23 protein-coding genes are annotated in these 24,436 nt (G+C 51.8%); 1 reads left to right on the forward strand and 22 read right to left on the reverse strand.

Annotation, left to right across the window (positions count from 1 at the left end; all coding sequences use genetic code 11):
- Window positions 1–97 precede the first annotated feature (97 nt).
- From LQ229_RS15020 to LQ229_RS15110, 19 genes are all read right to left on the reverse strand, one after another.
- Window positions 98–589, reverse strand: coding sequence for a hypothetical protein (locus LQ229_RS15020; RefSeq protein ID WP_230192171.1), 492 nt, complete (start codon window positions 587–589; stop codon window positions 98–100).
- A gap of 65 nt (window positions 590–654) precedes the next feature.
- Window positions 655–4,167 (reverse strand): DUF5704 domain-containing protein, encoded by a 3,513-nt coding sequence (locus LQ229_RS15025; RefSeq protein WP_230192172.1) that lies wholly within the window; start codon window positions 4,165–4,167, stop codon window positions 655–657.
- Between the two features lie 3 nt (window positions 4,168–4,170).
- Window positions 4,171–5,256 carry a copper amine oxidase N-terminal domain-containing protein gene (locus tag LQ229_RS15030; protein WP_230192173.1) on the reverse strand — a complete coding sequence of 362 codons (1,086 nt, stop codon included), beginning with the start codon at window positions 5,254–5,256 and terminating at the stop codon, window positions 4,171–4,173.
- Between the two features lie 107 nt (window positions 5,257–5,363).
- Complete coding sequence (locus LQ229_RS15035) at window positions 5,364–6,341, reverse strand: hypothetical protein (protein WP_230192174.1); 978 nt, start codon at window positions 6,339–6,341, stop codon at window positions 5,364–5,366.
- Window positions 6,328–6,876: a hypothetical protein gene (locus tag LQ229_RS15040; RefSeq protein ID WP_216539278.1), complete on the reverse strand. Its 549-nt coding sequence runs from the start codon at window positions 6,874–6,876 to the stop codon at window positions 6,328–6,330. The genes LQ229_RS15035 and LQ229_RS15040 overlap by 14 nt, the downstream gene beginning before the upstream one ends.
- A 10-nt stretch (window positions 6,877–6,886) precedes the next feature.
- Window positions 6,887–7,276 (reverse strand): hypothetical protein, encoded by a 390-nt coding sequence (locus LQ229_RS15045; protein WP_216539277.1) that lies wholly within the window; start codon window positions 7,274–7,276, stop codon window positions 6,887–6,889.
- Window positions 7,277–7,348: 72 nt separating this feature from the next.
- Entirely contained in the window at window positions 7,349–7,828 is a 480-nt protein-coding gene (locus LQ229_RS15050) for a hypothetical protein (protein ID WP_054819771.1), read from the reverse strand.
- A gap of 72 nt (window positions 7,829–7,900) precedes the next feature.
- On the reverse strand, window positions 7,901–9,964 hold the full coding sequence (locus LQ229_RS15055; protein WP_230192175.1) for a hypothetical protein: 2,064 nt from the start codon (window positions 9,962–9,964) through the stop codon (window positions 7,901–7,903).
- On the reverse strand, window positions 9,954–11,822 hold the full coding sequence (locus tag LQ229_RS15060; protein WP_230192176.1) for a CpaF/VirB11 family protein: 1,869 nt from the start codon (window positions 11,820–11,822) through the stop codon (window positions 9,954–9,956). The genes LQ229_RS15055 and LQ229_RS15060 overlap by 11 nt, the downstream gene beginning before the upstream one ends.
- Entirely contained in the window at window positions 11,819–12,667 is an 849-nt protein-coding gene (locus LQ229_RS15065) for a hypothetical protein (protein ID WP_216539274.1), read from the reverse strand. Before LQ229_RS15065 ends, LQ229_RS15060 begins: the two co-directional genes overlap by 4 nt.
- 39 nt (window positions 12,668–12,706) lie before the next feature.
- Entirely contained in the window at window positions 12,707–13,429 is a 723-nt protein-coding gene (locus LQ229_RS15070; RefSeq protein WP_230192177.1) for a hypothetical protein, read from the reverse strand.
- A gap of 9 nt (window positions 13,430–13,438) precedes the next feature.
- Entirely contained in the window at window positions 13,439–14,530 is a 1,092-nt protein-coding gene (locus tag LQ229_RS15075) for an SAF domain-containing protein (protein ID WP_230192178.1), read from the reverse strand.
- 31 nt (window positions 14,531–14,561) lie between these two features.
- Window positions 14,562–14,732, reverse strand: coding sequence for a hypothetical protein (locus LQ229_RS15080; protein ID WP_230192179.1), 171 nt, complete (start codon window positions 14,730–14,732; stop codon window positions 14,562–14,564).
- Window positions 14,733–14,815: 83 nt separating this feature from the next.
- Complete coding sequence (locus LQ229_RS15085) at window positions 14,816–15,754, reverse strand: ParB/RepB/Spo0J family partition protein (RefSeq protein WP_230192180.1); 939 nt, start codon at window positions 15,752–15,754, stop codon at window positions 14,816–14,818.
- Complete coding sequence (locus LQ229_RS15090) at window positions 15,702–16,529, reverse strand: AAA family ATPase (RefSeq protein ID WP_230192181.1); 828 nt, start codon at window positions 16,527–16,529, stop codon at window positions 15,702–15,704. Before LQ229_RS15090 ends, LQ229_RS15085 begins: the two co-directional genes overlap by 53 nt.
- A gap of 268 nt (window positions 16,530–16,797) precedes the next feature.
- Window positions 16,798–18,339: a 23S rRNA (uracil(1939)-C(5))-methyltransferase RlmD gene (gene rlmD / locus LQ229_RS15095; protein ID WP_230192182.1), complete on the reverse strand. Its 1,542-nt coding sequence runs from the start codon at window positions 18,337–18,339 to the stop codon at window positions 16,798–16,800.
- 78 nt (window positions 18,340–18,417) lie between these two features.
- Entirely contained in the window at window positions 18,418–19,320 is a 903-nt protein-coding gene (locus LQ229_RS15100; RefSeq protein WP_216539257.1) for a diacylglycerol kinase, read from the reverse strand.
- A 14-nt stretch (window positions 19,321–19,334) separates the two neighbouring features.
- Window positions 19,335–20,180: a CbiX/SirB N-terminal domain-containing protein gene (locus LQ229_RS15105; RefSeq protein WP_253298193.1), complete on the reverse strand. Its 846-nt coding sequence runs from the start codon at window positions 20,178–20,180 to the stop codon at window positions 19,335–19,337.
- A gap of 2 nt (window positions 20,181–20,182) precedes the next feature.
- Window positions 20,183–20,473 carry a YerC/YecD family TrpR-related protein gene (locus LQ229_RS15110; RefSeq protein ID WP_216539256.1) on the reverse strand — a complete coding sequence of 97 codons (291 nt, stop codon included), beginning with the start codon at window positions 20,471–20,473 and terminating at the stop codon, window positions 20,183–20,185.
- 224 nt (window positions 20,474–20,697) lie between these two features.
- Here LQ229_RS15110 and LQ229_RS15115 point away from each other — a divergent pair, with 224 nt between their 5' ends.
- The gene (locus tag LQ229_RS15115; protein ID WP_216539255.1) at window positions 20,698–21,234 is read left to right on the forward strand and encodes a hypothetical protein; all 537 of its coding nucleotides are present in this window, start codon (window positions 20,698–20,700) and stop codon (window positions 21,232–21,234) included.
- Window positions 21,235–21,352: 118 nt separating this feature from the next.
- Here the strand turns inward: LQ229_RS15115 and LQ229_RS15120 are convergent, their stop codons facing one another.
- From LQ229_RS15120 to LQ229_RS15130, 3 genes are all read right to left on the reverse strand, one after another.
- On the reverse strand, window positions 21,353–22,354 hold the full coding sequence (locus LQ229_RS15120) for an inorganic phosphate transporter (protein ID WP_230192183.1): 1,002 nt from the start codon (window positions 22,352–22,354) through the stop codon (window positions 21,353–21,355).
- A gap of 82 nt (window positions 22,355–22,436) precedes the next feature.
- Complete coding sequence (locus LQ229_RS15125; RefSeq protein WP_216539253.1) at window positions 22,437–23,048, reverse strand: DUF47 family protein; 612 nt, start codon at window positions 23,046–23,048, stop codon at window positions 22,437–22,439.
- Window positions 23,049–23,187: 139 nt separating this feature from the next.
- Complete coding sequence (locus tag LQ229_RS15130) at window positions 23,188–24,270, reverse strand: DUF3048 domain-containing protein (protein WP_216539252.1); 1,083 nt, start codon at window positions 24,268–24,270, stop codon at window positions 23,188–23,190.
- Window positions 24,271–24,436: the final 166 nt, after the last annotated feature.

The following is a 24,436-nucleotide window of genomic DNA, read 5'->3' on the forward strand; positions in this document are numbered from 1 at the left end:
GGTAAATGACTTGATTTTCGGGCTGGGTTTAGTTTGGTGCTGTCATTTTCCCTGACTCCCTTGCTTTACGGCCAAGAAAATTTCCAATTCTCAAGAATCAGGGACTTGACATCTTACCGCTGGACTTCACAAGGTTTACCGCGCCGTTCTGGTTTTGCTGAACAGATCGTCCAAGCAAGTGATTCTTGCGATAGCAGTAGATATAGAAGTTGTAATCGCCAAGATGGGGGACGCAGCGAATATAATAGCGATAGTGAGTGGTTTGTAAACAGAAACCACAAACATCGGAATGCCATGCGCCGGGGATACGTGCTTCCGGGTGCCGTCTGCAATAGGCTCGCATCTCATTCAAATTGAGCAAAATTCCTTGCCATTGCAAATGTTGCACAAGTGCCGCCAATTCCTCGCGAAAGGCAAGCGTCCTCCGTTCCCCGGCATGATCCGACCATGACATCCAAAACTGATCGTCATCAGTGCCGAAATCTCCTCGCAAATGACCGATATAGCTGAGTTCCTTGCTTTGAGTCGCGATCGCTGAATAGAAGTAAGGTGTCTCTTCCGATGCTAACGGTTGAAGTTCGCCAAACATCGCCCGAACCTCCGTTTCCACTAACGTTGCTGTTCCGTTTTTTTTCTTCCTCCCGGCTGGTGAATTTAATGGGTACCTCCTGTTCCAAAGTCATCATAAGAAGACAGGTCGGCATGATAGAACACCACATCGCCGTCCTGCAAACTAAACGTTGCTCCATACGGGTCGACAAAGCGATGCTGAAACCCTTCTCGTCGCCATTGATTGCTGAGCGGTGCGTGGATATACTGCAAATGTGGTTGATTCACCTGCTGATTGCGAATCGTTTCAATATTGAAATTGACAATGATGTACCCGTCCCGCAAAAAAATAGGCGACTTATCGTCCAGCCGATTGGTGCGTCCGTACTCGGCCAAGTTGAATCCTTTGGGGACGACATACGGTGCGGCAGGTAGACTGTATTCGCCGACCCAGCGCTGCACTGACGCATGAGCACGCGAAACGTCGATGCCGGAAGGAACTTCCATACTGCCGATAAATGTCCGAAGCCGTGGCGGGAGCAACATGACATCATATCCGCCCACGTAAACGGGCTGCTGTGCATCTTTCAAAAACTGCTGAATAAACGTTTGCCGGTTGACAGACGCACCGTTCAGCGACCAAAGGGAAGATGCCGTGTTCGTCAGTTCCTGTTGGGACATATTGCGCAAGCGGGTGTCCAGCGTCACATGACGTCGCTCCACATCTGCACTGGAGCCAATACGAATAAACCGTTTATTCCCCGAATGATAGTACAAGTCCACCTCTTGCCGGTTCTTACCCTTGCTGTCGACAAAATAGAAGGTTGGCGTAATCTTGATCCCGTCGCCCGAACCAAACATATTGCCCATACTCTTCAATTCAAATTTAATATGATAGCCCGTTTTGACAGCCACGTTTTTCTTACCGGCATCCGGATGGCTCCCCGGTCGAATCGGCAACACGTAAGGAGGCTGATTACCCCGTGCTGCGCCGTCGATGCCCTTCGTCCCCACCCAATAAGCGTTGCCAGTCGGCGTTGCACTTCCTCGTTCTCTGCGAAATACGGTCTCCCAATTAAAGTCGGCAATGTCTGTGATGCGGAAATCATAGACACGGCCGATCACTTCAACCGGCACAACCTGTGTGGCCACATGGTGCGTCAAGTCTAAATTGGCGTTCATTTGTGACGTAAAGGAGGGAGGACTGTTTTCAGCAATGGTTCGGAATAGTACATCATAATTGCCCTCGTCCACCCAAACAGGTAAATAAAACGTTGTCTGAATCTGGCCGACCGGGATCGACGTCCATGTTTCTTTCGGGATCAGCGTTTTCCGATCCGCTTTGTACACGTCAAACGGAAACCATACTTGCTTGTCGCGCATATACTTGCCATAGTCGCGATTGCCGTAACCCTTTATATCCCGATGTGCTCCATTGGTTGGGATGATGACCGTAAATGGACGATCCAGAATAAGCGCGGCTCTCCCTGTGGTCGGCAGCGTTTTTTGATTATGCGCCTGATCGTCAGATACGGAAGCCTGATTGACGACCGGTGTATGCACCGTCACCGGATTAATGCCATCAATGGGATAGCTTTGGTTCTGGCCGCCTCCAATTCCTTCGATGAGCGTATAGAAGATCGTGCCGGAGCTTGGCTGTTCGGCCTTGTTGCTTTTGCTGGCATCGATCAACAAACCGCTGCTATACAGAACTTTTTGTCCGACCTCGGGCGGAGTCGGTATCTCCCTCGGGGGCGGGGCGGTTTCTTCCGTGATCCGGTTGTCCATGATCGTTTGCCCGTTAAAGATCAGTGAGTCATTTTTCACTTTGATTTTTCCGACAGCCTGTTCCGCTGCGTTGGTCCAATCCTCATTAGGAACGGACGGGCGACTGGAACCTCCTTGAATTGTCTGCCCAGGCAACGATACATTTTGATAGACAGGATCGGTGATGTGGGCCTCACGGGAAGTGTCGTGAGAAACCGAGACCCTCGGCGGGGTGTAGCTATTCGGCTGCAAGGCAACTTGTCCGCTAGGCAATGCGTAGTTGGAAACCTCTGCTTTTTGCAAGCCGTATACCTCCAGACGGTCAATGAGCCAGTAGCTGTACTTGCGCTCCACGGTATAGCTTTTCGTTACGGTTTGCGTATCCGAGCGTGAAACAGGCACTCTGGTCGGATTGCCTTCGCTGTCAAGGGGACCGGAAACGTATTCCGTCCAGCGCAGCGTGTATGTTCGGCTAACGGTAATCGGGTACGTCTTCGTCCCTTTGATTTCCGTAAATTTGTTTCGGTACAGATATGCTTTGGCATTCGCTTGAACATAGAGACTCTCCGATGTCGGGATGCCTTGAAGCACGTCGAAGCGTTCCGCACCGCGAGTATCCGCCCGGATCACAGCCGAAGCATCGGGATTCATCACTTCGTTTCCCTTGACAGCTCCAGGCTCTGTTTCGTCATCCGTATCGCCATTTCCCCCTTTGTATATGCTGATAAAATTGGAGCCTCCAGAACCGACAAAGATGGACCGATCCAGCAACTTGCTATCTCCTTTTTCCTGAATAAATAATTTCTCGTCGGGTTTGTTGTTGTTCGTGATATAAGACCGGATGATTTCATACGTCTGCCCGTCTTTGGTGAGCGTGGCTTCAAACGTGTGATTCACTTCATCTCCAGTCGCATGTTCGCCTTTATCCACCTCTTTCAGAACTTGGCCGCCTTCTGTCATATAAATCGCCTTCACCGTATTTTTCTCAGAGTATTCGGCGATTAGATTCGTTCCGCCAAGCGCGACCGTAAAGCTGCGAATGCGCACTTTTTCGTTCGTTTCCGGGTTTTCCTGCACCCATGTTTTTCGTGACGGGTCTTGCTTCGGTGATATATAGGAGCGAGCGATGGTATACGTTTTTCCATTGTCTTCGATCACCGCCGGAAATTCATGAATGATCGTTTCCCCGATCTCGAACTTTCCTTTTTCAAATGTCACATCCGGTCGGTCAATCACCCGTCCGTCTACTGTTTTAGCGATAACGTCCACCGGGAATTCCGCACTACGATATGGAATATGCAAGCCAAAGTAATCATCCAGATCGTCCGGAAATCTCCAGCCTTCCGCTTGTTTGATCCCGGACAACGTATAAAACGGACCTTTCCGCACCGAGCCGTCCGCATTGACCGATACCATCACAGCATAAAAGTAAAGATCGTCATTGTTCTGAATGCCTTCCATTCCTGCTTGCCAGAGGCGCTGCGTCACGATTTCTTCGGGGATTTCGTAGTATGATGTCAACGGTTGCCCCGGTACAGGAGGATCGGGATGCTGCCCGATTTGTCGTACTTCCTGATTCATAAACAAGGCATGCGGCCTGCTGCGCGAGTCAGCGCATTGTTTGGGCGATGTTGTGCTGCAAACTTGCTCCCGGGTCACCACCCAGCCCACCGTCCGATACCGAATCGAAGTGCTCGCCGCCGTGCTGGTAATTTCGAATTGAATCTTGCCGTCACGGATAATCACTTGAGGCGGTCCAGCCTTCGCTTCCTGAACTGCAAATATAGGCATAAAAAAAATGCATGCCAGCAGCATGCACAGTACTCGTTGATAAAGTTTTCTATTGTTCACCGATCATTCCACCTTTGAAATCGTGTGGTTGAAAAACAAGCTGGCCGTTGGCGAGACTTTCAACGTGCTTCCCCAATTGCCGCCGACATTGGTGACCATTTTGATGTCGGCGTACCCTTCATACCACACATTCTTCTCAAAATCTGTTTCCTGCGGAAACCAGTTATCATAAATCAACCGTTCATGTTGTTTAAACGAGAGGAATTGAACCCGAAACTTGACGCGAATATAATCCGCTCCAAACCCGTCATAAAAAATCATGGACGGTTCCGGGTCCAGATAACCCATAATGTGAATTTGGTTTTCCTTCACCCAATCCACGTATTCACGAATATATCTCAATTCTGCGTTCGAGTTTTGCATCTTCGTTGCAAACATCCCCTGCGCCCACGTATCATCAATCGTGCGGTAATCCACATTTAACAACAAAGCGCCAAACGCTTTTAAGTGTCCCATCCAGATGTCTACGTTCTTCTTGTTGTATTCGGGAATCGTTGCGTATAGTTCGGAAGACACTTTGCTGCCATCTGGACGCGCATAAGGATATTTCATCTCGTACATCTCATTAGGAACATCGGCCAAAATGTAGGGATAGTCCGCCGCATTTTTCGGAAGATCCGTCGTGCGGAGCAAGCGGCCCCATTTATCCGTGTCGCTCTCAGAGATGTCCTTCGTGTGAATTGTCACCGTTGACGTACTGCCGTCCCATTCCACCTCTGCGCCCAGCACCTCGCTGACAAAACGCAGCGGCACAAACGTCCGGCCGTCCTTGGTTACCACTTGCGTATCTAAAGCGACCTCTTGTCCATTGACAAGCGCAATATTTGAACCGATTTGCAGTCGAATCTGCTGGCCGTCCCGTTCAATCGGTACCGATTGGCTCGGAGCTTCCCAGCCAACCTTGGCACCGAGCGACTCTGTGACAAAGCGAACCGGCACTAATGTCCGCTGGTTCTCATCAACATAAGCTTGGGCATCGGGAAACCATATTTTCTTGCCGTCCAGCACCACGCTTACAAACGTAGGAGGAAGACTGGCAGCACTTGCCGTAACCCCGAACAAGCTGCTAACCAGGACGGCAATCGTCATGGCCATAAATCATTTCTTCACTCATTTCACCTCTTATTCAAGTAATCCTGACTGGACTGGTTGTACGTTACTACTAGCATAATGTGCATGAATCAGACTGTCCACCCTTAGAAAGAAGAACAAGAAAGCGGCATATAGCCCTGTTGCGCAGCCGCTTTTTCACTTGCGAACGTTTCTTCTATCGGATAGGAGTACGGACAGCTTCTGCGATAATATACTTTCATATTGTCTTTCATCGCTCCTACAATCTCCGTTTGCTTCATTACGCGGCTGCCGCCCAGTGCGTAGTTGTTATATTCCTTGCGTCCCATCGGAATTCCCTGCATAAAAGCCACAACGCCCACATCGGCAATCGTGTTGTGCCATTCCTCTAGCGGGATGGACGGCAGTGTAAACGTATAGGAAAGACCATTTCGAAGGGCGACCTCGTTATGCTTGTTGATCCGATAGGACAGCTCATCTTGTATTGCGCCCACGATGGTGCTGCGCCGCACTTCATTAAATAACGCCGCATCTCGTAACAACGGAATGTTGGCCTCCGCCTGAATGTCCCTGCGAAAACCTTCATGCCAACTGCGAGTCGCCGCGGCATACACCAGCACTTGTTCGTCCAACGTAAAGGAATAGCTGTTGCCGCTTGAATCGGTATACGCATACGGCCGTTTGGTTCCCCAAGCCGGTGCCATGACCGTTTGGCCGTTACGATCTGTCCATTCATCCTCGGCATAAACATAAAACCCATCGTATCCAATGACGACAATCACCGGAATGTAACGGTTCAAAACCCCTTGCGCAACCGGATCGCCGGATATGCCGAAATTGGCGTACAACGTCCGGTAAAACGCCGTGAGCGCTTCCTCCCTGTTGACCGCCACTCGCTTGACCGACTCGTAGCGTGACTCATGCTGCTGATCAGCATTGGTGATGAGTGCTTGTGCCGCCGCATCCACCGCTGCATCCAAGGCAGCGTCATAACGCAGCTCGAGCAGCATCGTTTGACGCATTAGTTCCACGTCAATCTGATTGATCGTGGCAAACGGGAAAAAGATCAGCACGCCGACGACAGCCCATTCAATCCACTTCATTGCGTACCACCCCGCCATAAGGAATGAATATTTTATCGTTCGGGCTGACGGTGCTGTTCAGAAAATCAAACAAGACCGTGCCGGGCGTACGGCTCACGTTATTGACCGTGACGGTGAACGTATCGCCCACCCGCAGTTTGTACCTTCTTGACGGGTCGTCTCTGGGGGCAGAGCTACCGGGAAACAGCACCGGCAAGATTTGAGCGTTGTAAAACGCATCGTAATGCACTTCATACGTGCCCTGGAACGTTTCCGGCCTGGTCGGATCGTCATATACCGGCACATATTTCTTGCTTTCATGTTCCATCTGCACATCGAAATCAAGGCCCGTCGCCTCAATGGCCTGTCTGAAATCGGTGTACATGGTCGGTGAAATATATCCTTTGTCACGTACCGCATCCACAAAAGCCGTTGTCGCCCGCAGGACGACTAATTCTGAAATATCATCCTGCTGCTGGAACGCTGTGTAAATCGGGTAGATGTAAAGCAGCAGTACGGCAAGCAGTATCGCAAACACTTTGATATAACTGTTCATGGCATTCTCCTCAACGTGTGACGACTACCAGGCGCAACAGCCGCCCGTCCGTGTCACGTTCGTACGAGACGCTGTAGCGGCCATGGAGTTGGATTCTGTCTGAAAACCATTGCTCCCGGTTCACCGGTGATGCGTATCGGACGCCATCCACCACGATTTCCGCTTCTCCTTCTTCCAACCGCGCGATGGCCTGAAACATTTCGGTTCCCGACATACTGCCATCACCGGACAAGGGAGACAACGTTTGCCGGATGGTCCGGTCCTGCGTCATACCGGAGAAATAAGCCGAATCGGCAAGCGTCGCGCCGTTTTGAAACAGCCATAGCCCGCTAACCACGGCGATCAAAAACAGGAGACAGGATGCACTCATCTCCAACATCGTTCGAGTCGTGTAATCCAATGGCTTCCTCCTTTCAGCAAAAGGGGGCGCCAGCTAGACGGACACCCCTTGGCTTCATTTCGTTTTCGTGCCTTATTGTTGGCGGAACACGATCCCGCGAATGACGTTGCTGCGATCCAGCACCAATTTCGCCTGAAACTTTCCGCTTGGATTGACATAGTTCACATTGGCTTCATCGACGGTATGCTCCAGACGTCCAGGCGCATCGCCAACGACCGATCCATATGTGATGCTGTCCATTGGAACGCCAATGTTGATGACTTTGCCATACCACTGTCCGGTCGGGTTTTTCCCGGTGATAATTTGAATGCCAAACTGCTCCTGATCCGAAAACTTGCGCAGAGCATTGACGACTTGGCTGCCCGAAAGTGTGGTGTTGTCATACACCGTAAAGGCCGTCTGAGATAATTCCGTTTGGATATTGCTAAAATTGCTTTGAGCTGCTTTTGTTGAATCTTGTGCGGAAATAAACAACACGACGGCGAGGGTAATGAGCGCAATTGCGAGGAAAATGCCCGCCGCCATTACCAGCGCCTTTTGTGCATTGGACATGGTCGATCTCTCCTTTAAATGTAGAAATAAAAAACGGTCCTTTCCAACATGGAAAGCACCGCTAAGGGTGAATCATTGAATGCGTTGCAATTGCTCGTAGTACACCGACATTTGGTTCAAGCTGACAACAATGAGCGGAATGACCAGATAACCGAAAATGAGCGCCATCATTGGTGCGAACCCGATCATTCTGCCCCAGCCCGCCTTGTGCTCAATCAATCGTTCGTACTCCTGCTTGCGTTCTTCCTGTGCATACACGTACTCGGACTCCAAATCATCAAACGCTTTTCGAATCGGCAGCGTGCTTGCCGCCAGTTCCAGCTTTTCCACCATGCGCACGAATGGCTGAAAAGGCGCATCCTCCTTGAGCTGCTCCAGCGCCTGTTCAGCGCCTTGATCAAAATGGAGCAGGCATGTTTGCAGCGGCTCTTCGAACACGCGGGCGAACTGCTCCATCCAAATTAGCAAATGCTCTACCGACATGCGATCCATATCGGCCAGCATCGCAATGACCGCCTGCAATTGATCCACTTCATGCTTCATTTCCATTTGCCGCATCTTGCGCTGAAACAGGCGAATGCCGACCGGCGCCCAGTAGCCGACCCAGCCCGCCAAAACGGTCAATAGTGCTTGCCACCATTTGACGTATTGCCTGTCGAGTTTCTCCAACTTGCCCATAATGCGCTGTGTATCCGCGCGAAGCGCTTCATCCGAACGTTCTCCTCCAGTCTCCTTTCGCAACAGCTCCAAGAGCGACTCCTCTGTAGGCCTCACCCCCTTTACTTTATCGATGATTCTCCGATCCAGCACGGCTGCTTCAAGCGCTTTTTCCTGCTCCTCAGGCGTCGCTTGACCAAACAGCGTATCAGCATACACCGGCGCGTACAGCACTTGATGCCGATCCGCATAATGCAAAGCTATGAATAGTCCCATTGCTGCAAGAAAAGCCATGCTTCCCGCCACGATTCGCTGGACATAAAACCATTCCAACCGCAAAGGAGAAGCCGTTTCTTTCAGCAGCTTCACCATCCGTTCCGCTTCCCTTGAGCCAGGAGCAGGACCCAAACGGTGAACGAGCCAACGCATCCAGCCCCGGCCGTGCGCCCATTTTTCCCATCTCTTTCGGCTGGTGATTTTCGGTGAGGTCTCCAAGTTCTGAATATGACGAAGCAGAACATAGGAGAGCCAAACGCCCCCCATCAAGCCGAGCTTTATGCTCCAACCCATCACACTGCTGTAAAAGGCGTCCATCGCCGAAAAATAATAGCTGGCCCATGCTTCAATCGGACGGGTAAACAAGAGCGGAAGCAGGGCAATAACGGACAGCCCATGCAACAAAAAACCAAGGCGTTCCCGGCGCAACAGTTCAAAGTTTAATTCACCGGCCAATTTTCCCAATGCCTTCAAATACAATGATCCGCTATCCGTTTGTTTGTCTCCGTATTCCTTCACCAGATACGACAATCCGGCCAAACCTTTCAAATAACGGTTCGGAGCCGCTTCCAAGTATTGTTCCAGTCGTTCTTCCGCGTGGCTGTCGGTCAACACTTCAACGATTTCCTGGCCGTGCAAAGTCATTTCATACGGCGCTTCATCCGTCGCTTCGTAAATCGCTTCTTCTACCATTCCGTGTCGGTGATAATGATGACGGACATCCCCGAAAAACTGGCGTAGCTGACGCAACAATCGCATTTCCAACCGTTGTACGAATACGTCTGTTAACATGCCGTGGCAAACCCAACCGCCAATCATCAGCATGACAAGTGTAAATACATCGCGCACCCAAAGCGTGATCGGCACAGCCGCTGCAAGCAACATGCCCCAGAGCCAAAGCGCCGTCCGCATCGTCTCCAGACGCAGCTTCCACTCATCGCCCAAGTGGAGAATGACCATGCGACGGCGGATGAAGTGCAGGTAGGTACGCAAGAGCGGCACACGAGAGCAGAGGGTATAGAGTTGCTGCATGCCGTTGTGCAATGCCTGCTTGTTGCTCGTTTTGGCAGGTTGACGCAAGGCTTCATATTTTCGTGCTGCCCCGGCTTCCCCATAGCGGGACAAAAATTGAAACGCTATGACCGCTGCTAGAAACAACAGCGTCACTCCGCCAAGCAACAGGGAAAGCCACTCAAGATTCATCGCTATCCCCCCAATTACACAAAAACGCCTCGAAAGCTGCCTGGTCCGGACCGGCAAGCCGCTCGGCAATCTCTTTGCGGCTTTGTTCGGACAACGGATGAACCGCAACATAACGGCCGTCCCGATATTCAATGACATTTCGCGCTTCATACAGTTTCCGATCCGTGGAGCGATGGAAGTAGTCCGTCACCGTCTCCATAAACGCATCCATCTTCTCATCCAGCGTCTTTTTCTCGCGAAAGTCTGTCCGGTAAGGCATTTCCTGTGCAAGCGGTACGCATTCCGTGATGCGCTCGATATAGCGGCGACCGTCCGCATCCCGTTTTAAATGAATATCAAAGTTGATGACGCTGACCACTTGCTGTTCTGCCACCTGTTCATTGGTAAACACGCCGGTTTTGAGCAATGAATTGCGCAAGGACAACACCAAATCGCGAAACGTTTTGGCGTGGTGGGTAAACAATGTAAAAAACGAAGCCACTTGCGCCATTTGGATCATCCAGGCCGCTACCGGATCGGTCGCCACCTCACCCAAAATGTTGACCGAGCCGTCCGTTTTTTTCTGTATGTCCAGCCCAGCCTGACCGGAGATCGTTTCGGTTTCCCGAAGGCTGAGAATATTGCGATTCGGATAAATTTTACGCAGTTGCAGTTCAAAGCTCATCTCCTGAACGCGAATCGGGAGCAGGGCGGATATATGACGAACCATGGCCATAAGCAGCGTCGTTTTCCCGCTGCCTTGCGCGCCAGTTATCGCCGTAATGCGCTCTCCCATCACAAGATAGCGAATCAGGGCAATCGGCAGTTCCGCATGTTCATCGCGAATCAGCTGTTCCAAAGTGGCATTTTGCACATCAAACTTGCGCACAAAAAAAGCCCACGACTCGGCAAATCGGGGGCGCAGCACCACGACACGAGAACCGTCGGCCATTTCATTCACCTTGTATCCGGTCGTTTCGGACAACTGGCCGGGAAAATTATGCTTGTAGATGTTTTGGCATACGCGCCGCAGTTCCAGTTCCGATCCAAAGGAGAGGAAACTAAGGTGGATGGATTTCCCTTCATAAAAAACCCACACACTGTCATGCGCGCGCGGCACTTCGCCGAGTTGAACATCCCCGTCCCAATCCCAAGTTTCTTCCCATACGGAAGGCGGCAAACCGGAAACTCCGCCGGACACGCCGTCAATGCGCATATCGCGCAGTTCGTCCACGACACTAAAGCCTTTGTAGTGCTGGTAAATGCGCTGCACCACGATTTGCAGTTTATCCTCTTCCGATAGCTGGACGTCCTCTTGTTCATAAATCTCGCCGATCTCCTCAGACGTAATACGGTAAGACAGCTCCTGTTCTTCATGGGCATCCGGCTTGGGCCGATCCAGATCATAGCGGCGTATGAGTTCGCTAAGCGCATGATAGCCGTGACGTTTTTTGTATACATGAAGCAAGATGTCAAACCGATCCTGATGCGACAACGATTCAGGGCAATCAAACGGGATCAACCGGTTCAGATGTTCATGATCCAACGTATAGTGCTGTGCAAGCAAATCGGTTATATATTGCTTGACATACATTTTGTCACGCAGATCGCCAGACGTGCATCCACGCAGCGCTTTTTTCATCTCGGCCCGCTTGTTTTTCCGTCGCCGGTACTCTTCTTCTGATAGACCGTAATCCGTCAGGTTGGCGCTTATCACGCCATGCAGTGCTCTTTTGACGTATTCTTCCATCGCCTTCAACGTGTACACCGGCGCTTCCTGCTGGCGTTCCGGCAAGGTTCGGCTCATGCGCAAATACAGGAACAATACGCCTATTAAGACAATGCCTCCGATCAACAGACCATGTAACGCGCCCATCATATCGGGGTCTCCTTCCCACCGAAAAAGGCATTGTGCAAGCCCGTTTGTTCAATCAACGCAAGTGCCAACGCTCGCACGTCTCGCATGAACAGATAGTTTTCATGTTCCCGCGGCACTTGCCGATTGCGATACATGTAAGAAATCGCCTGCCCGTTTTGTCCATCATCCAACCACCGTGTATTGTAACTGACCAAATATACTCGCAAATGCCGTCCATAAGGACGCAACAAATTTTTATGGGTCAAAGATGAGTACCGATCATATTTTCCGAACACGAGCACATGCTTTTTAGTTGCGAGCATCGCTTGAAGTTCATCCATCCGAAAAAAACGATGGACAGCCAACCGATTTTGCGGGAGGCACACCACCAGCACATCCGCCAGCCGCAGTAAACCGTTGGTCCATTCCGATGAATTTCCGCTGCCGCCATCCACAAACACAAGATCATACATCCGTTTCGCCATGCTTAGCAGCGGTTCCATCCAAGGCGTGGCCATGTCAATAAAACGATCATCCGGCTTGCTTGAACCCGGCAGCAAGTCGAGCCTGTCCTTTAACAAAGGCAGCGTGTAATCCCGAATCATGTTGGGTTGCAATTTTCGGTTTTGCAGCAGTCGCAATAACGCATCTACACCCATATTGACTGAGACATCCATGTCCATCTCCCGAGAGGCATGCGTTTGATAAAAGCATTGCTTCAAGGCGATATCGTGACTTTCACAATGACCCAGCAGCAACATATGTGCCGAACACTCCAGTCCCATGACCGAGGCAGTCGCTGCCAGATTGCTCGTTGTCCCGGTTCCCGATACCGGACTCCAAAACACGATTGTATGTCCCGTCACCGTGTCCCCTCCTTTTCTCAATCATTTTGATCAGCTTGATTAGCGACGGAAGGTAGCGCGTTCTTGGCGAAGTCGCTTCCATGCCTTGCGAACGGTTTTGTCGTCCCAATCAAACAACTGTTGTGCCATCTCCCATATCGTGCGGCGGTACGTTCCCGATAGTCCCTTCACATCGATGCGGCCATGATGCTGGTTTTCCAGCTCGGCGGATACATCATGCTCATCCAGCGGAAAACGAAAAACCGCTTCCTCCCAGCGAATGGTCTGCTGAGCAAAGGCGGAATCGAGATACGCCTCGGTGACAGTCAGAGGAACAACGGATAGCATCATCTTGTAAAACGATACCGGTTGATTCTGTGCTTCATGCAAGCATAACCGCTGCATCAATTCGACATTTCGCTGCATGGTCAATCGGTTGAAATTGCTGCACCAGATCCGCTTGTCGTAATGGGGTAACTCCCACCCTTTGACCATTTCGGTATGGTCGGTGTCCATCAGCATCACATCGTAATCCATGCCACTTGCTTTTTGATACAAGTATCGTTCCAACTGCGAAAACAAGATAAAACCACAGGCCACGTCTATGCCTTCAAACTCGTAGAGCGGAGCGCGTAATTCTTCCTGCGGCAAATATCCCTGTGTCGTTTGCGCGAGAGTAGAGTCCACCACCAGCACCTTGTAATCCATTGCGGCCAGGAGTTTGCCTAGCAATAACAGCACATGGCTTTTATCCGGCGCTCCTAAAAACACAATCTTTTTCATGGTTCCTCCTTATTGATTGAAGATTTCTGAATAATCCGGGTCCGTTTCTGACTCTGGCTCGGACGCTGGCGGTGGATCGGGCAACGTCGCTTCGGGCGATTCTTCTTCTACCACGACCGGAAGGGAAGAAGGCGGCTGTTCATCTTCTCCTTGCACCGACTCTTGGTCATCCTGCTCCGGGAAACTAGGGGGCTGTGGCATTTGCTGAGCGGCATTGCTTTGCTGTGTTGCGGCCCGTTCATTCATGAGTTGTTGCTGAACGGTGACATTGCCGTACATCACCCGCATCTTGTCCGCTTCACTCATTTCATTTAAGTTACTTTCCAACCTTTCGCGTTGCTGACGAGCCAGTTCAGTAGAAACCTGCTCAACTAGGTTCGGGTTTTGCTCCAATAAATCCAACACCATCGGATTGGCCGGATAAGTCGCCGTCGCTGCCTCTTGCAGTCCCGGTTCGATATAGGGCACCGCGTATAATCTTGCGCCTTGCAAATAGGCATCGATGATCGCGCTTGATGTGAGCAGCAGGTCGGTTTCATTCATCTCCAGCCAAATGACGGTTCCCTCGCGATCAAGCACCTGCTTTTTGGCAAGCACAACGAAATCTTCGCCAGTCGGGAAGTTGATCCTCACATCGATATACTGTGATTTTCCGAGATGCGACGGAAGCTGGATGATTTGAAACTCTTGTGTCCGCACATCCTTGGCAATTGGGTTGCCCTCATACAACACAGAAGCAAGAAGCGGCATTCCCGGGCGAAGTTCAACTTTGGCATGTTTACCGACCGCCTCTTCTTCCTTAACGATCATTTCGGGCGAAACCAATGCGGTCGGCAGGGTCATTGCTGTGACGTCTTCAGGTTCGATCTGGTCACCGGCCGGAATGGTTCGAGCCACGGTCCATACCGTTTGCAGCGATTCTTCTTTAATCGCTGTTAACTGTTCTATTTGCCTCTCATAATGGGCGATCACTTCCTGATGTTCCTGCTGTTGTTCAGCTTGTCTCATCAAGTGAAAAATGACAGCCGACACGAGCAAAAGAATGCCGAACAAAATGGCAGCGATCACCAGCATCTTGCGATGACGATAGATCCAAGACATGCTCACGACTCCTTTCTATACCAAATGAATTTCAACTTTCTTCCTTCTCATTGCTTTTCCGCTTTTCTCGCCTTCGTTTTCTCCGTTCCCCTTTAGCTGTGTTGGAACGTTCCGATTCATCTTCCGGTTCTCTGCGGTCGAAGCCGGGCCTTTCTTTCATTAATCGTTCGTATTTCCTCCGTTTACCTTCCGTAAAGAGCATCTCCGTCACCTCCTTGTAGGCACAAAAAAACTCCCCGGCAATGGAGAGTAAGGAATGGCTATTTTTGTTCATGTTGCTTAAGATTATCGTTCATGTTCGCGTTGCCGCTTGCGATACCAGCTTTCCAACAGTTGAACAATAAGGTCCTCCTTTTGTTTTTCAGTGAAATTCTTAGGGAAAAAGCGATCAATGCGCTCCCGCTGAATGTGCATTTTTTCCCTCTGATTGGGCTTTTCCTCCGTCAAAATAGAGAAGATAACATCCATATTGAGCCGTCCGCCCTGACTCAGTTTCTTCATACGCAGCGCCTGCGACAAAGAGGGCGTACAGTCTTCGGACTGTATCGTTTCATAAAGGTCTTGTTGCTCTTTTTCGGCCAAATAAGACAACTCGACAGCCGGATTAAACGCGATCCGTTTTTCATCTACCATTTCAAGAATGGATGGGATCAAATGAGTCAAGCGAATATACCGCTGAATTTGATTGCGACTTTCTCCAACTTGATCTGCTAGCAGTTCATCGGAACGTTTTTGTGTCCCAACTTGGGACACATTTTCTTTACTTGGTCTGCCTGCCTGTCTTTTCATCGCCTCCAGCTTCATCTTATAAGCAAACGCCTTCTCGCTAGGCGCGATATGCTCCCTTTGCAGGTTGCTGTCCACCATAATAATGGTCGCTTGATCGTCGTCCAGTTCGCGGACGATGCAAGGCATCGTTTCCATACCCACCAGCTCGCTCGCCTTTTTCCGCCGATGTCCGGCGACCATCTCATAACCGCCATCTGCCTTCGGACGTACTAGTCCAGGAACCAATACGCCGTATTGCTTCACACTATCTGCCATTTCCAGCATCGCTTCATCCGCCTTTACTTTGAATGGATGATCGGGGAAATCGCTGATCTCTGACAACGGGATGTCCATCACTTTTTCCCGCTGTGCATCGGCGCGGCTCTCATCGGTCGAAAACAAATCATCGACTGTGGTCAGCTTGATGCTGGCGCGTCTGTCGTCTTTCTTTGCCAATACCCTTCACCTCCTTTGTAAATGCCGCATACGCTTCGGCTACTTGTCCGTTCGGATCATGCTTATAAATGCTCTTCCCCTTGGCGCTCGTTTCCGCCGCACGGATGGAAAGCGGAATTTCCGTTTGAAACACACGCAGCTTGTCTCCATAATCACGCCGAAGAACAAAGGAAATATCCTTGGCAAAGTTGGTCCGGCTGTCCACCATCGTCAGCAGCACGCCATCTACCAGCAACTTCGGGTTGATTTGGCGTCGGACACGGGAAACGGTTTGCAAAAGCTGCGTCATTCCTTTCGCCGGTAAATAATGCGCCTGAACCGGAATGATGACGCTATCAGCGGCCGCCAGTGCATTGATGGTCAACATGCCCAAGCTGGGCATACAGTCAATAAGGACATAATCATAGTCCTTTTTCACCTTGTCTATATAGGAGCGCAAGATCGTTTCCCTGCTCATTGTATTGACAAGCGAGACTTCAACAGCAGACAATTCGATGTTACCGGGCATTAGGTCAATCCCTTCGGGATGGTGCAAAATGCCTTTTTGGGGCGGATACGATTCTTCCAACATATTTTTAACGAGCAGTGTAGCCAAAGAAATTGACAAATTATCCGGTTCGCGGTAACCCAACGCATCTGTCAAATTGCCTTGTGCATCCGCATCCACTAGAAGAACCTTTTTACCTTCAGTCGCCAAGCCAATACCCAAATTAACAGCCGTAGTCGTTTTGCCGACACCGCCTTTCTGATTGGCAAGAGCAATCACCTTCGTCATTCGCTGTTCCTCCTTTCATGAAAAATGCCGGCTGCCTGAGAGGGACAACCGGCTCTTTGAAGAAATATCTATATAAAAAGAGAACGCCCCGATAAGGACGCTCTCTTGGATATTCTTGTTTTCAATTAAAAATCACTAGGTGTATCTATCCATTCCAAGTCGAGAACAATAGAAACCTCGATTTTATCGTTTAACACCTTATTCCTGTAGTCCTTTCCATTAGTCGTAAACGAAGCATACTTTGCAGAATACTGATAATTCAGCACTTCTACGTATCGTCTCGACATATTCCTATTACGCACTCCACATGCACCGTATGCGGAAACATATCCACCGGCTGCGCCTCGGCGACGCGGTAGCCGCCGTCGGCGAGGGCGCGCAGGTCGCGCGCGAGCGTCGCGGGGTTGCACGAGACGTACACGATGCGCTCCGGGCGCATCGCCAGCAGCGTCTCGAGCAGGCGCGCGTCGCAGCCTTTGCGCGGCGGGTCGACGACGACGACGTCGGGCGACACGCCCTGCGCCTGCCAGCGCGGCATGACGTCCTCCGCCGCGCCCGCCGCGAACTCGGCGTTGACGATGCCGTTCAACGCCGCATTCGCGCGCGCGTCCTCGATCGCCTCCGGCACGATCTCGACGCCGTACACCTTCCCCGCGTACCGCGCGAGGAAGAGCGAGATCGTCCCGATGCCGCAATAGGCATCGATGACGGTTTCCGCGCCGGTCAATCCGGCGTACTCGACCGCCTTGCGGTACAGGATCTCCGTTTGCACCGGATTGACCTGGTAGAACGAACGCGCCGAGATCGCGAAACGCACGTCCCCGATCGAATCGTAGATGACGTCGCGCCCCCACAGCACTTTCGTCGTATCGCCAAAAATAACGTTCGTCCGCTTCGTGTTGACGTTCTGGCAGATGCTGGCCACGCCCGGCACCCGCTCCCGAATTCGCGCCACCCACTCGTCGGCGCGCGGGATGCGCTCTCCGTTCGTGACGAGCACGATCATCAGCTCGCCGGTGCGGAAGCCGATCTTGACGACGACATGGCGCAGCAGCCCGGTTCCGGACTCCTCGTCGTATGCCGCAATCCCGAGTTCGCGCCCGATCGCCTTCACCTGACGCACGACCTCGTCGTTATGTTCGTGTTGAATCAAACATGCTTCCATATCGATAATCCGATGGCTGCCGCGCGCGTAGAAACCGCCCACCAGACCGCCGTCCACGACGCCCACCGGCACTTGAGCCTTATTGCGGTAACGCCACGGATCGCTCATGCCGATCGTCGGATGCACGACAACGGCATCCGGAGCCGTGTCCCGATCCGTCCTGAATGCCGCATTCTCGCCAGGGCCGCTGATCTCCTGCAGACCGGCCGTTCCCTGATCCGAAACCGAACCGTCCGCTACCGCGAACTTCCCGATTCGCTCCAGCGTATCGACGACATGCTGCCGCTTCCAATCCAGCTGCGCCTCGTACGACATATGCTGCAGCTGGCATCCGCCGCATTGGCGGTATATCGGGCATGGAGCTTCGACCCGGTCCGCGCTTGCCCGCAGCACTTCAAGCAGCTTGGCGTAGCCGTACTGCTTCTTCACCTTCAACACTTTCGCGCGCACCTGTTCGCCCGGCAGCGCGCCCTGAATAAAAAGGGTATAGCCGTCCGTACGGCCTACCCCTTCCCCGTCATGCGTGAGGCCGACAATGTCGACCGTCACTTCCTCGTTTTTGGCGACAGGCACCCCGGACAAATCCGCAGCCCCGCCTCGTTGGCGCTTCCCGCGCGCGCCTTGCTTTCCATTCTTCCCGTTCATACGTTTATATCCGCTCCAACTGCTCTCGTAAGCTAATATCAATCACGATCATACTGTCGCCATGCAGCGACACATGAATTAATCCTCGGAAGCTCTGTCCGCATAGATCCGAATATGCGAAGGCAGCATCGTGAACGTGCAAGGCAGCGTGCCGCCCATCTCGCCGTCCAAATTCAACTGGACATGGCCCGGCGTTGAGACTTCCAACCGATTCGTCTGAAAATAAAGCAAATTCGGATCGCTGAAATGCTCTCCGCGCAGCGCCATGCCGGCGATGCGGATAAACTCGGCCAAATTGCATTTCTTGAGCATTAATACGTCGAACATCCCATCATCCACCCGCGCCTCGGGCGCAAGCCGCTCGAAACCGCCGACCGAGTTCGTGTTGGCGATCAGGAAGATCATAAACTCTTCCTCGAATTCCCCTACGCCGGCAGCGCGCACTTTCAGCTCGAACGGACGCAGATGCGTCATTTTCTCCAAGCCTTTCATATAATAAGCCAACTGGCCGATCATCGTTTTCAGCTTGCTCGGCACCTCGTACGTCAATTCCGTGAGCGACCCGCCCCCGGCAATATTAATAAAATATTTGTCGTTCGCCTTGCCGAGATCGATCGCCCGCGTCTCCTGGCGAATAATGAGATCGCAAGCATCGCTCCAATGGCGCGGAATCCCGAGCGCACGCGCGAAATCGTTCGTCGTCCCGAGCGGAAAAATGCCGAGCGGCGGCCGGTTCTCCCGTTCCGCCATCCCGTTGATCACTTCATATAACGTTCCGTCTCCGCCTCCGGCGAGTATCAAATCGAAGCCGCGGTCCACCGCATCGGCGGCCGCGCGGGTCGCATCGCCTTCGCCCATCGTCGCGAAGCAGGACGTCTCAATCCCGGCCATATCGAGCCGTTGCAAAATATCGGCGAGCCGTCTTTTTATTTCTTCCCTGCCGGAAGTTGGATTATAAATGAACCGTGCTCTTTTGATCATCCGAACGTCTCCGTTTACATATTATTCAACTTCAACAAAGCCGCCGCCTGCCGTTCGATCCACCGCGGTATGAGCGGATGGGGCAGCAGCGCGTTGCCGTCGTATCGATAAGCCGCGCCTTGCAGCCGCTCCGGAATGACATGGCCCGTAAAATATCCCGGACTTAAAAAAAGCGGCATAACAATGGGCGCAAGGGCCGTACTCTCCTTCCACAACCGCGCTTTCTCCCTGACTTGATCGGGCAGCAGCAGCGCATACCCGGCCGCGGCGAATCCGCCGCGTTCGGCAACATAGGCCGCCACGCGCCGCAGTCCTTCCTCCCATCTTGCCCGGAACAGAGGCAGATCGCTGCCATGCGCAACGATCAGTATCTCCTCCCGTTCGGCATGCACCGACAACGCCCGCGCCTTATCGACGATAATGTTCGCGAGCAAATCCGGATCCCCGTCCATCGGCTGCCCGAAATGAACGTTCGCGTCCACCCGAAACGGCGGCAAATCCGTCGGCGCGTCCGGAGCTTCCTTCGCCCCGAGAGCGTATGCAATTTCATCGACATGCGTGCTGCCGGAGGAGACGAAGAACGGAATGACGAACAAGTCGGTAACGCCTTGCGCTTCCAACCGATCGATGCCGTCCTGAATGAAGCGGCCTTCCACGATCTCAAGAAAAGAAACTTCGAAGGGTACTTCAAACGAAGAATTCCCCGCTTCCTCCCGGCGCTCCGCATCCGCCATAGCTTCAGATAGACGGACGTTGCGCGTTATCGCTGCCCAATTCACCTGGCGCACAGCCTCGTCGACGAGCCGAACCCAGCCCGGATCGCGGGAGCCGTGAGCGATAATAAGGAAGCCCGCTTTCATGATTACTGCTCCAATCGTTCTAATGCCATTCTATACCCGTCGTTGCCGTAATTCAAACAACGCTTCACGCGGGAAATCGTTGCCGTGCTCGCGCCGGTCTCCGCCTCGATCTGGTTATACGTGCAGCCTTTCCCGAGCATGCGGGCCACTTCGAGCCGTTGGGACAAAGATTGGATTTCGTTCACCGTACATAAATCGTCAAAAAATATGTAGCATTCCTCAACGCTTTGCAATGTCAATATCGCTTCAAACAATTGATCGACCGTTTTATCGTTTAATTTTTTCAATTGCATCGTCTTAGCCCCCTGCCGATTCTACTATCACTTGTAATTTAATTGTACTTAGTTTACAAGCCCTTTTCAAGCTGTAAAGTTTTCATGCTTTACAGAATTGAAAGGTGAACTTCACCGCAGCGAACCGGGCATACGTCCAATCCTTATGTTAGCCTACCACATAGGATAGAGCAAGAAAACTAATCGGGAAGGAAAGTGATCCCATGCCCCAAGAAGGAAATGCGATGAATCATTATCGCGAAACGCCTTATCAGGGCGTTTACAATCCATATAATGCAGTGAATACGACCGGTCTCGTTCCCTATGCTCCACCCCAGGAGTTGGGGCTTGTGCCATATGCGAACCCCGCTCCCGTTCAGGCTCCCGCTGCGGCTGCTCCGAAAGCCGGAGGTTTCCCCAATCTGGGGGACTTGAAGGGCATTATCGACCGGATGGGAGGAATCGAAGGAATCGTCTCCACGATGGGCAAAGTGCAAAAAATTATGTCCAGCGTACAACAAATGGCTCCCGTAATGCGACTGATGATGGATATGTTTCTCCCCGGCAAAGCCAAAGTCAAAAAAACGATAGATCCCGAAGTGGACAAATGGAGGCCGCGCCGCCGCAGACGCCGCCGCGCCGGCAGTTCGACGCGCCGCCGCACGGCCGGACGCAACGGCAGACAAGGACAGGGCGCGAAATACCATGGCACGAGCGTGAAGAAAACGAACGGCGCAAGCCGGAAACCGACAAAAAACGCCGGTGTGCGGCGCCGCAAATAAGCGGCCGCATACCGGCATTGCAGCACGTCGTATATGGCATAAAGCCAATGCGGCGTGTTTTTATGTTTTGCGTTCGCTCACAAAAAAAGCCCGCCCTTCGGCGAAGCTTCATCCTTATCTATATGAAAAACACGTCGATCAATTTAAATATAATCATGGCCAACGCGGCGGAAATAGGAATCGTAATGATCCATGAGGCGACGATTTTCCCGGCCATCGACCACCGTACCGCCGAGAAGCGCTTCGCCGAACCGACCCCCAAGATGGCCGAAGTAATCGCATGCGTTGTACTGACAGGCAAGTGGGTGAGCGTTGCGGTCAAAATAACGGAAGCCGCGCTGATATCGGCCGCGAATCCGTTAATCGGCTCGATTTTGAATATTTTCGTCCCCATCGTTTTAATAATTTTCCAGCCTCCGAGCGACGTTCCGAGCGCCATCGCCGTAGCTGCGGATAACTTGACCCATAATGGCACTTCCAGATGGTCCTGCACTTCCGCCGCCACCAAAGCGAACGTAATAATCCCCATCGCCTTCTGCGCGTCGTTCGTTCCATGCGTAAACGATTGGAACGCAGCCGTTATGATTTGCCCCGTTCGAAAGCCTTTATTCACCGTATGCGGACTATGCCGTCCGAATGTCCACTTGAATATCGTCATGACGATAAAGCCGACGGCAAACGCGATGAGCGGCGAAAAAATAAGCCCCTGCACGATCGTCTTGAAGCCGCCCAAATTCAAACCCGACATTCCCGCTCCCGCAAATACCGCGCCGGCGAGCGCGCCGATCAACGCATGCGACGAAGATGACGGAATGCCGAACCACCAAGTGACCAAATTCCATATAATCGCGGCGATCAAAGTCGCGATGACGATCTCGACCCCGTTGTCGAGCTTGGCCGGGTCGGCGACGCTTCCCCCTATCGTTTTGGCAACCCCGGTAAAGGTCAACGCGCCGACGAAGTTCATCACGGCGGCCAGCAGTACGGCTACGCGCGGCGGAAGGGCCCGGGTCGAGACCGATGTCGCAATGGCATTGGCCGTATCGTGAAATCCGTTTATAAAGTCGAAAGCTAACGCCAAAAATATAACGATACCTAAAACGATCATCATCGAATCCATAATGTATGTATTGCACAGAACGTTGTCAGGTCTTTCCGCGCAATTCTATCCTCCTCGCTTCGAAAGCATTCCTTGGGTTTCCTTACGAATTACGCATTATGATGGACTCCAACGTATTGGCAACATCTTCGCAGTAGTCGGTCGTTTGTTCCAAACGTTCGTAAATTTCCTTCCGCTTGATCAATTCGATCGGATCGGTTACCGTGGCGAACAGGCTTTTAATGCATGTGCGCAAAATTTCGTCGCCTTCGTTCTCCAGCTCGTTGACGCGAATCGTATGCTCGCGGATGGCCAGCAATTTTTTTTGCGACAAAAGGCGGATCGAATCCTGAATCTCGACGGCGCAACGCTGCAAAATACCGGCAAAAACGACGACTTGCTTATCGTGATCTTTCATTTGATACATATCGAAACGGGACACGCATGCTTCCACGCCGTCCATCACATCGTCCAGCGATGTGGCGAGCTCCATAATATCGTCCCGTTCGATCGGCGTAATAAACGTTTTGTTCAGTTCGGTTACGATCTTATGAACGTATCCGTCGCATTTGGATTCGTATTCTTTCATCACTTTGGCGAATGTCGGCAAATCGCCCGGATTTGCGACGCCTTTCGCAAAATGATCGATCGCTTGCACAATGGTGTCCGACATATTTTGCAACGTTTCAAAAAAGATATCGTTTCTCTTGAACATAGTTTGTCCCCTTCGCTCAAAATGCCTTTATGCCTGATTTTTTCCCTTAGTTATCTTATCACAATTGCCGAAAGTTGTGTAAAGGAAATGTAATGCTTTTTTTGAATTTCTTATAAAGTTTGCCGTAAAACGAACCGATCTATGTACCCGATTGTTCCTCATTGTCGGATGACGGAATAACGATATGGCTGTCGAATGTCGGCGAATTGGGAACGATGTGATAGTACGTTTTGCCCGGATAGAAAGGCAGTTCCCTGCCGTCTCTGCTAATGCGAATTATATCGCCCGGAGCGCGCGACCACCGGCATTCGATCATTTTGCCGCGCTGGAACAGAACGGCTTCGCCGCCTTGCTCCAAATTAATAGCCAGTCGCCCGATATCGTCCAACGTTTTATGATCCGCGCCGAGAACGACCAAATTCGTCGCCGTCAACTGCTCCTCCGTCTCCAAATCGATATGCGGCTTGCCGTCGATATAACGTTTGTACAGCTTCGTCTCCTCGTCGTATTCATAGGAAACGCGGTAGTTTTTCAATAGAAATTGCAGTTCGATCCGCTTTGCTTCCTCGCCTGACGGCAACGAATCTTCTTCCAGGAACGGATAGGCGGGGATCGCTGCGTCTTGTGCGTATTTCTTCTTCTCCGCCCCTTCTTTCAGTTTCGCGAGATCGGAATATAAGTTATGCGGCGCTTTGCGGGATTTATCCCGCCAATAATAATTCCCGGCATTCGTAATTTCATCCATATAATCTTTGCGCTGCTTCTGCAATATCGCATAAGCGTCGGGGCTGCCCCCCGCGTGCACCAATACGCCGTTGTAGCTCTCTCCGATATCGATCAAATACGGGCGGATGCTGCGAATCGGACCGATCTTGCCTTCGAATTGCTCCTCGCTTTGATAAATCGCGATAAGACGGGTAATGCCGCCTTCAGCCAACACTTCGTAAACGATATCCGCATGCGTCAATCCGGACTGCGGCCTTGCCTTGGACATATTGTTGATCATAACGGCGAACGGACGGCCGGTTGCGGGTTCCTCGAGCGGCATTCCCGTCAACGGCGCGACATGCTCCGGCTTCTCGACCTGCTGTTCGATTTCAGGCAATTCAGGCGCGACAGGAACCTCTTCCTGCAGCGTCTTCCCTTGTCCGCAAGCCGTTAGTAGAATCGTTACGATCATAATAAGCAGAGTGGCGTGATACCGCGCACTTGTTTTCTTCATGGAATGCCTCCCTCAAGCGTCTAGTAAATCCAAAGAAAATTATACCACGAAATGATAGATTTGCAGAAGGGACTTGAGCAAACGCGGGAAGGCGGGACTTTGTGAAAATGTGAACATTGTATGGAAACCGTCCGCAAAACATCAAAACTCGGGTGACTTTGTGATA

It is taken from the genome of Paenibacillus sp. CECT 9249, from assembly GCF_918697855.1.
Lineage (GTDB): Bacteria > Bacillota > Bacilli > Paenibacillales > Paenibacillaceae > MSJ-34.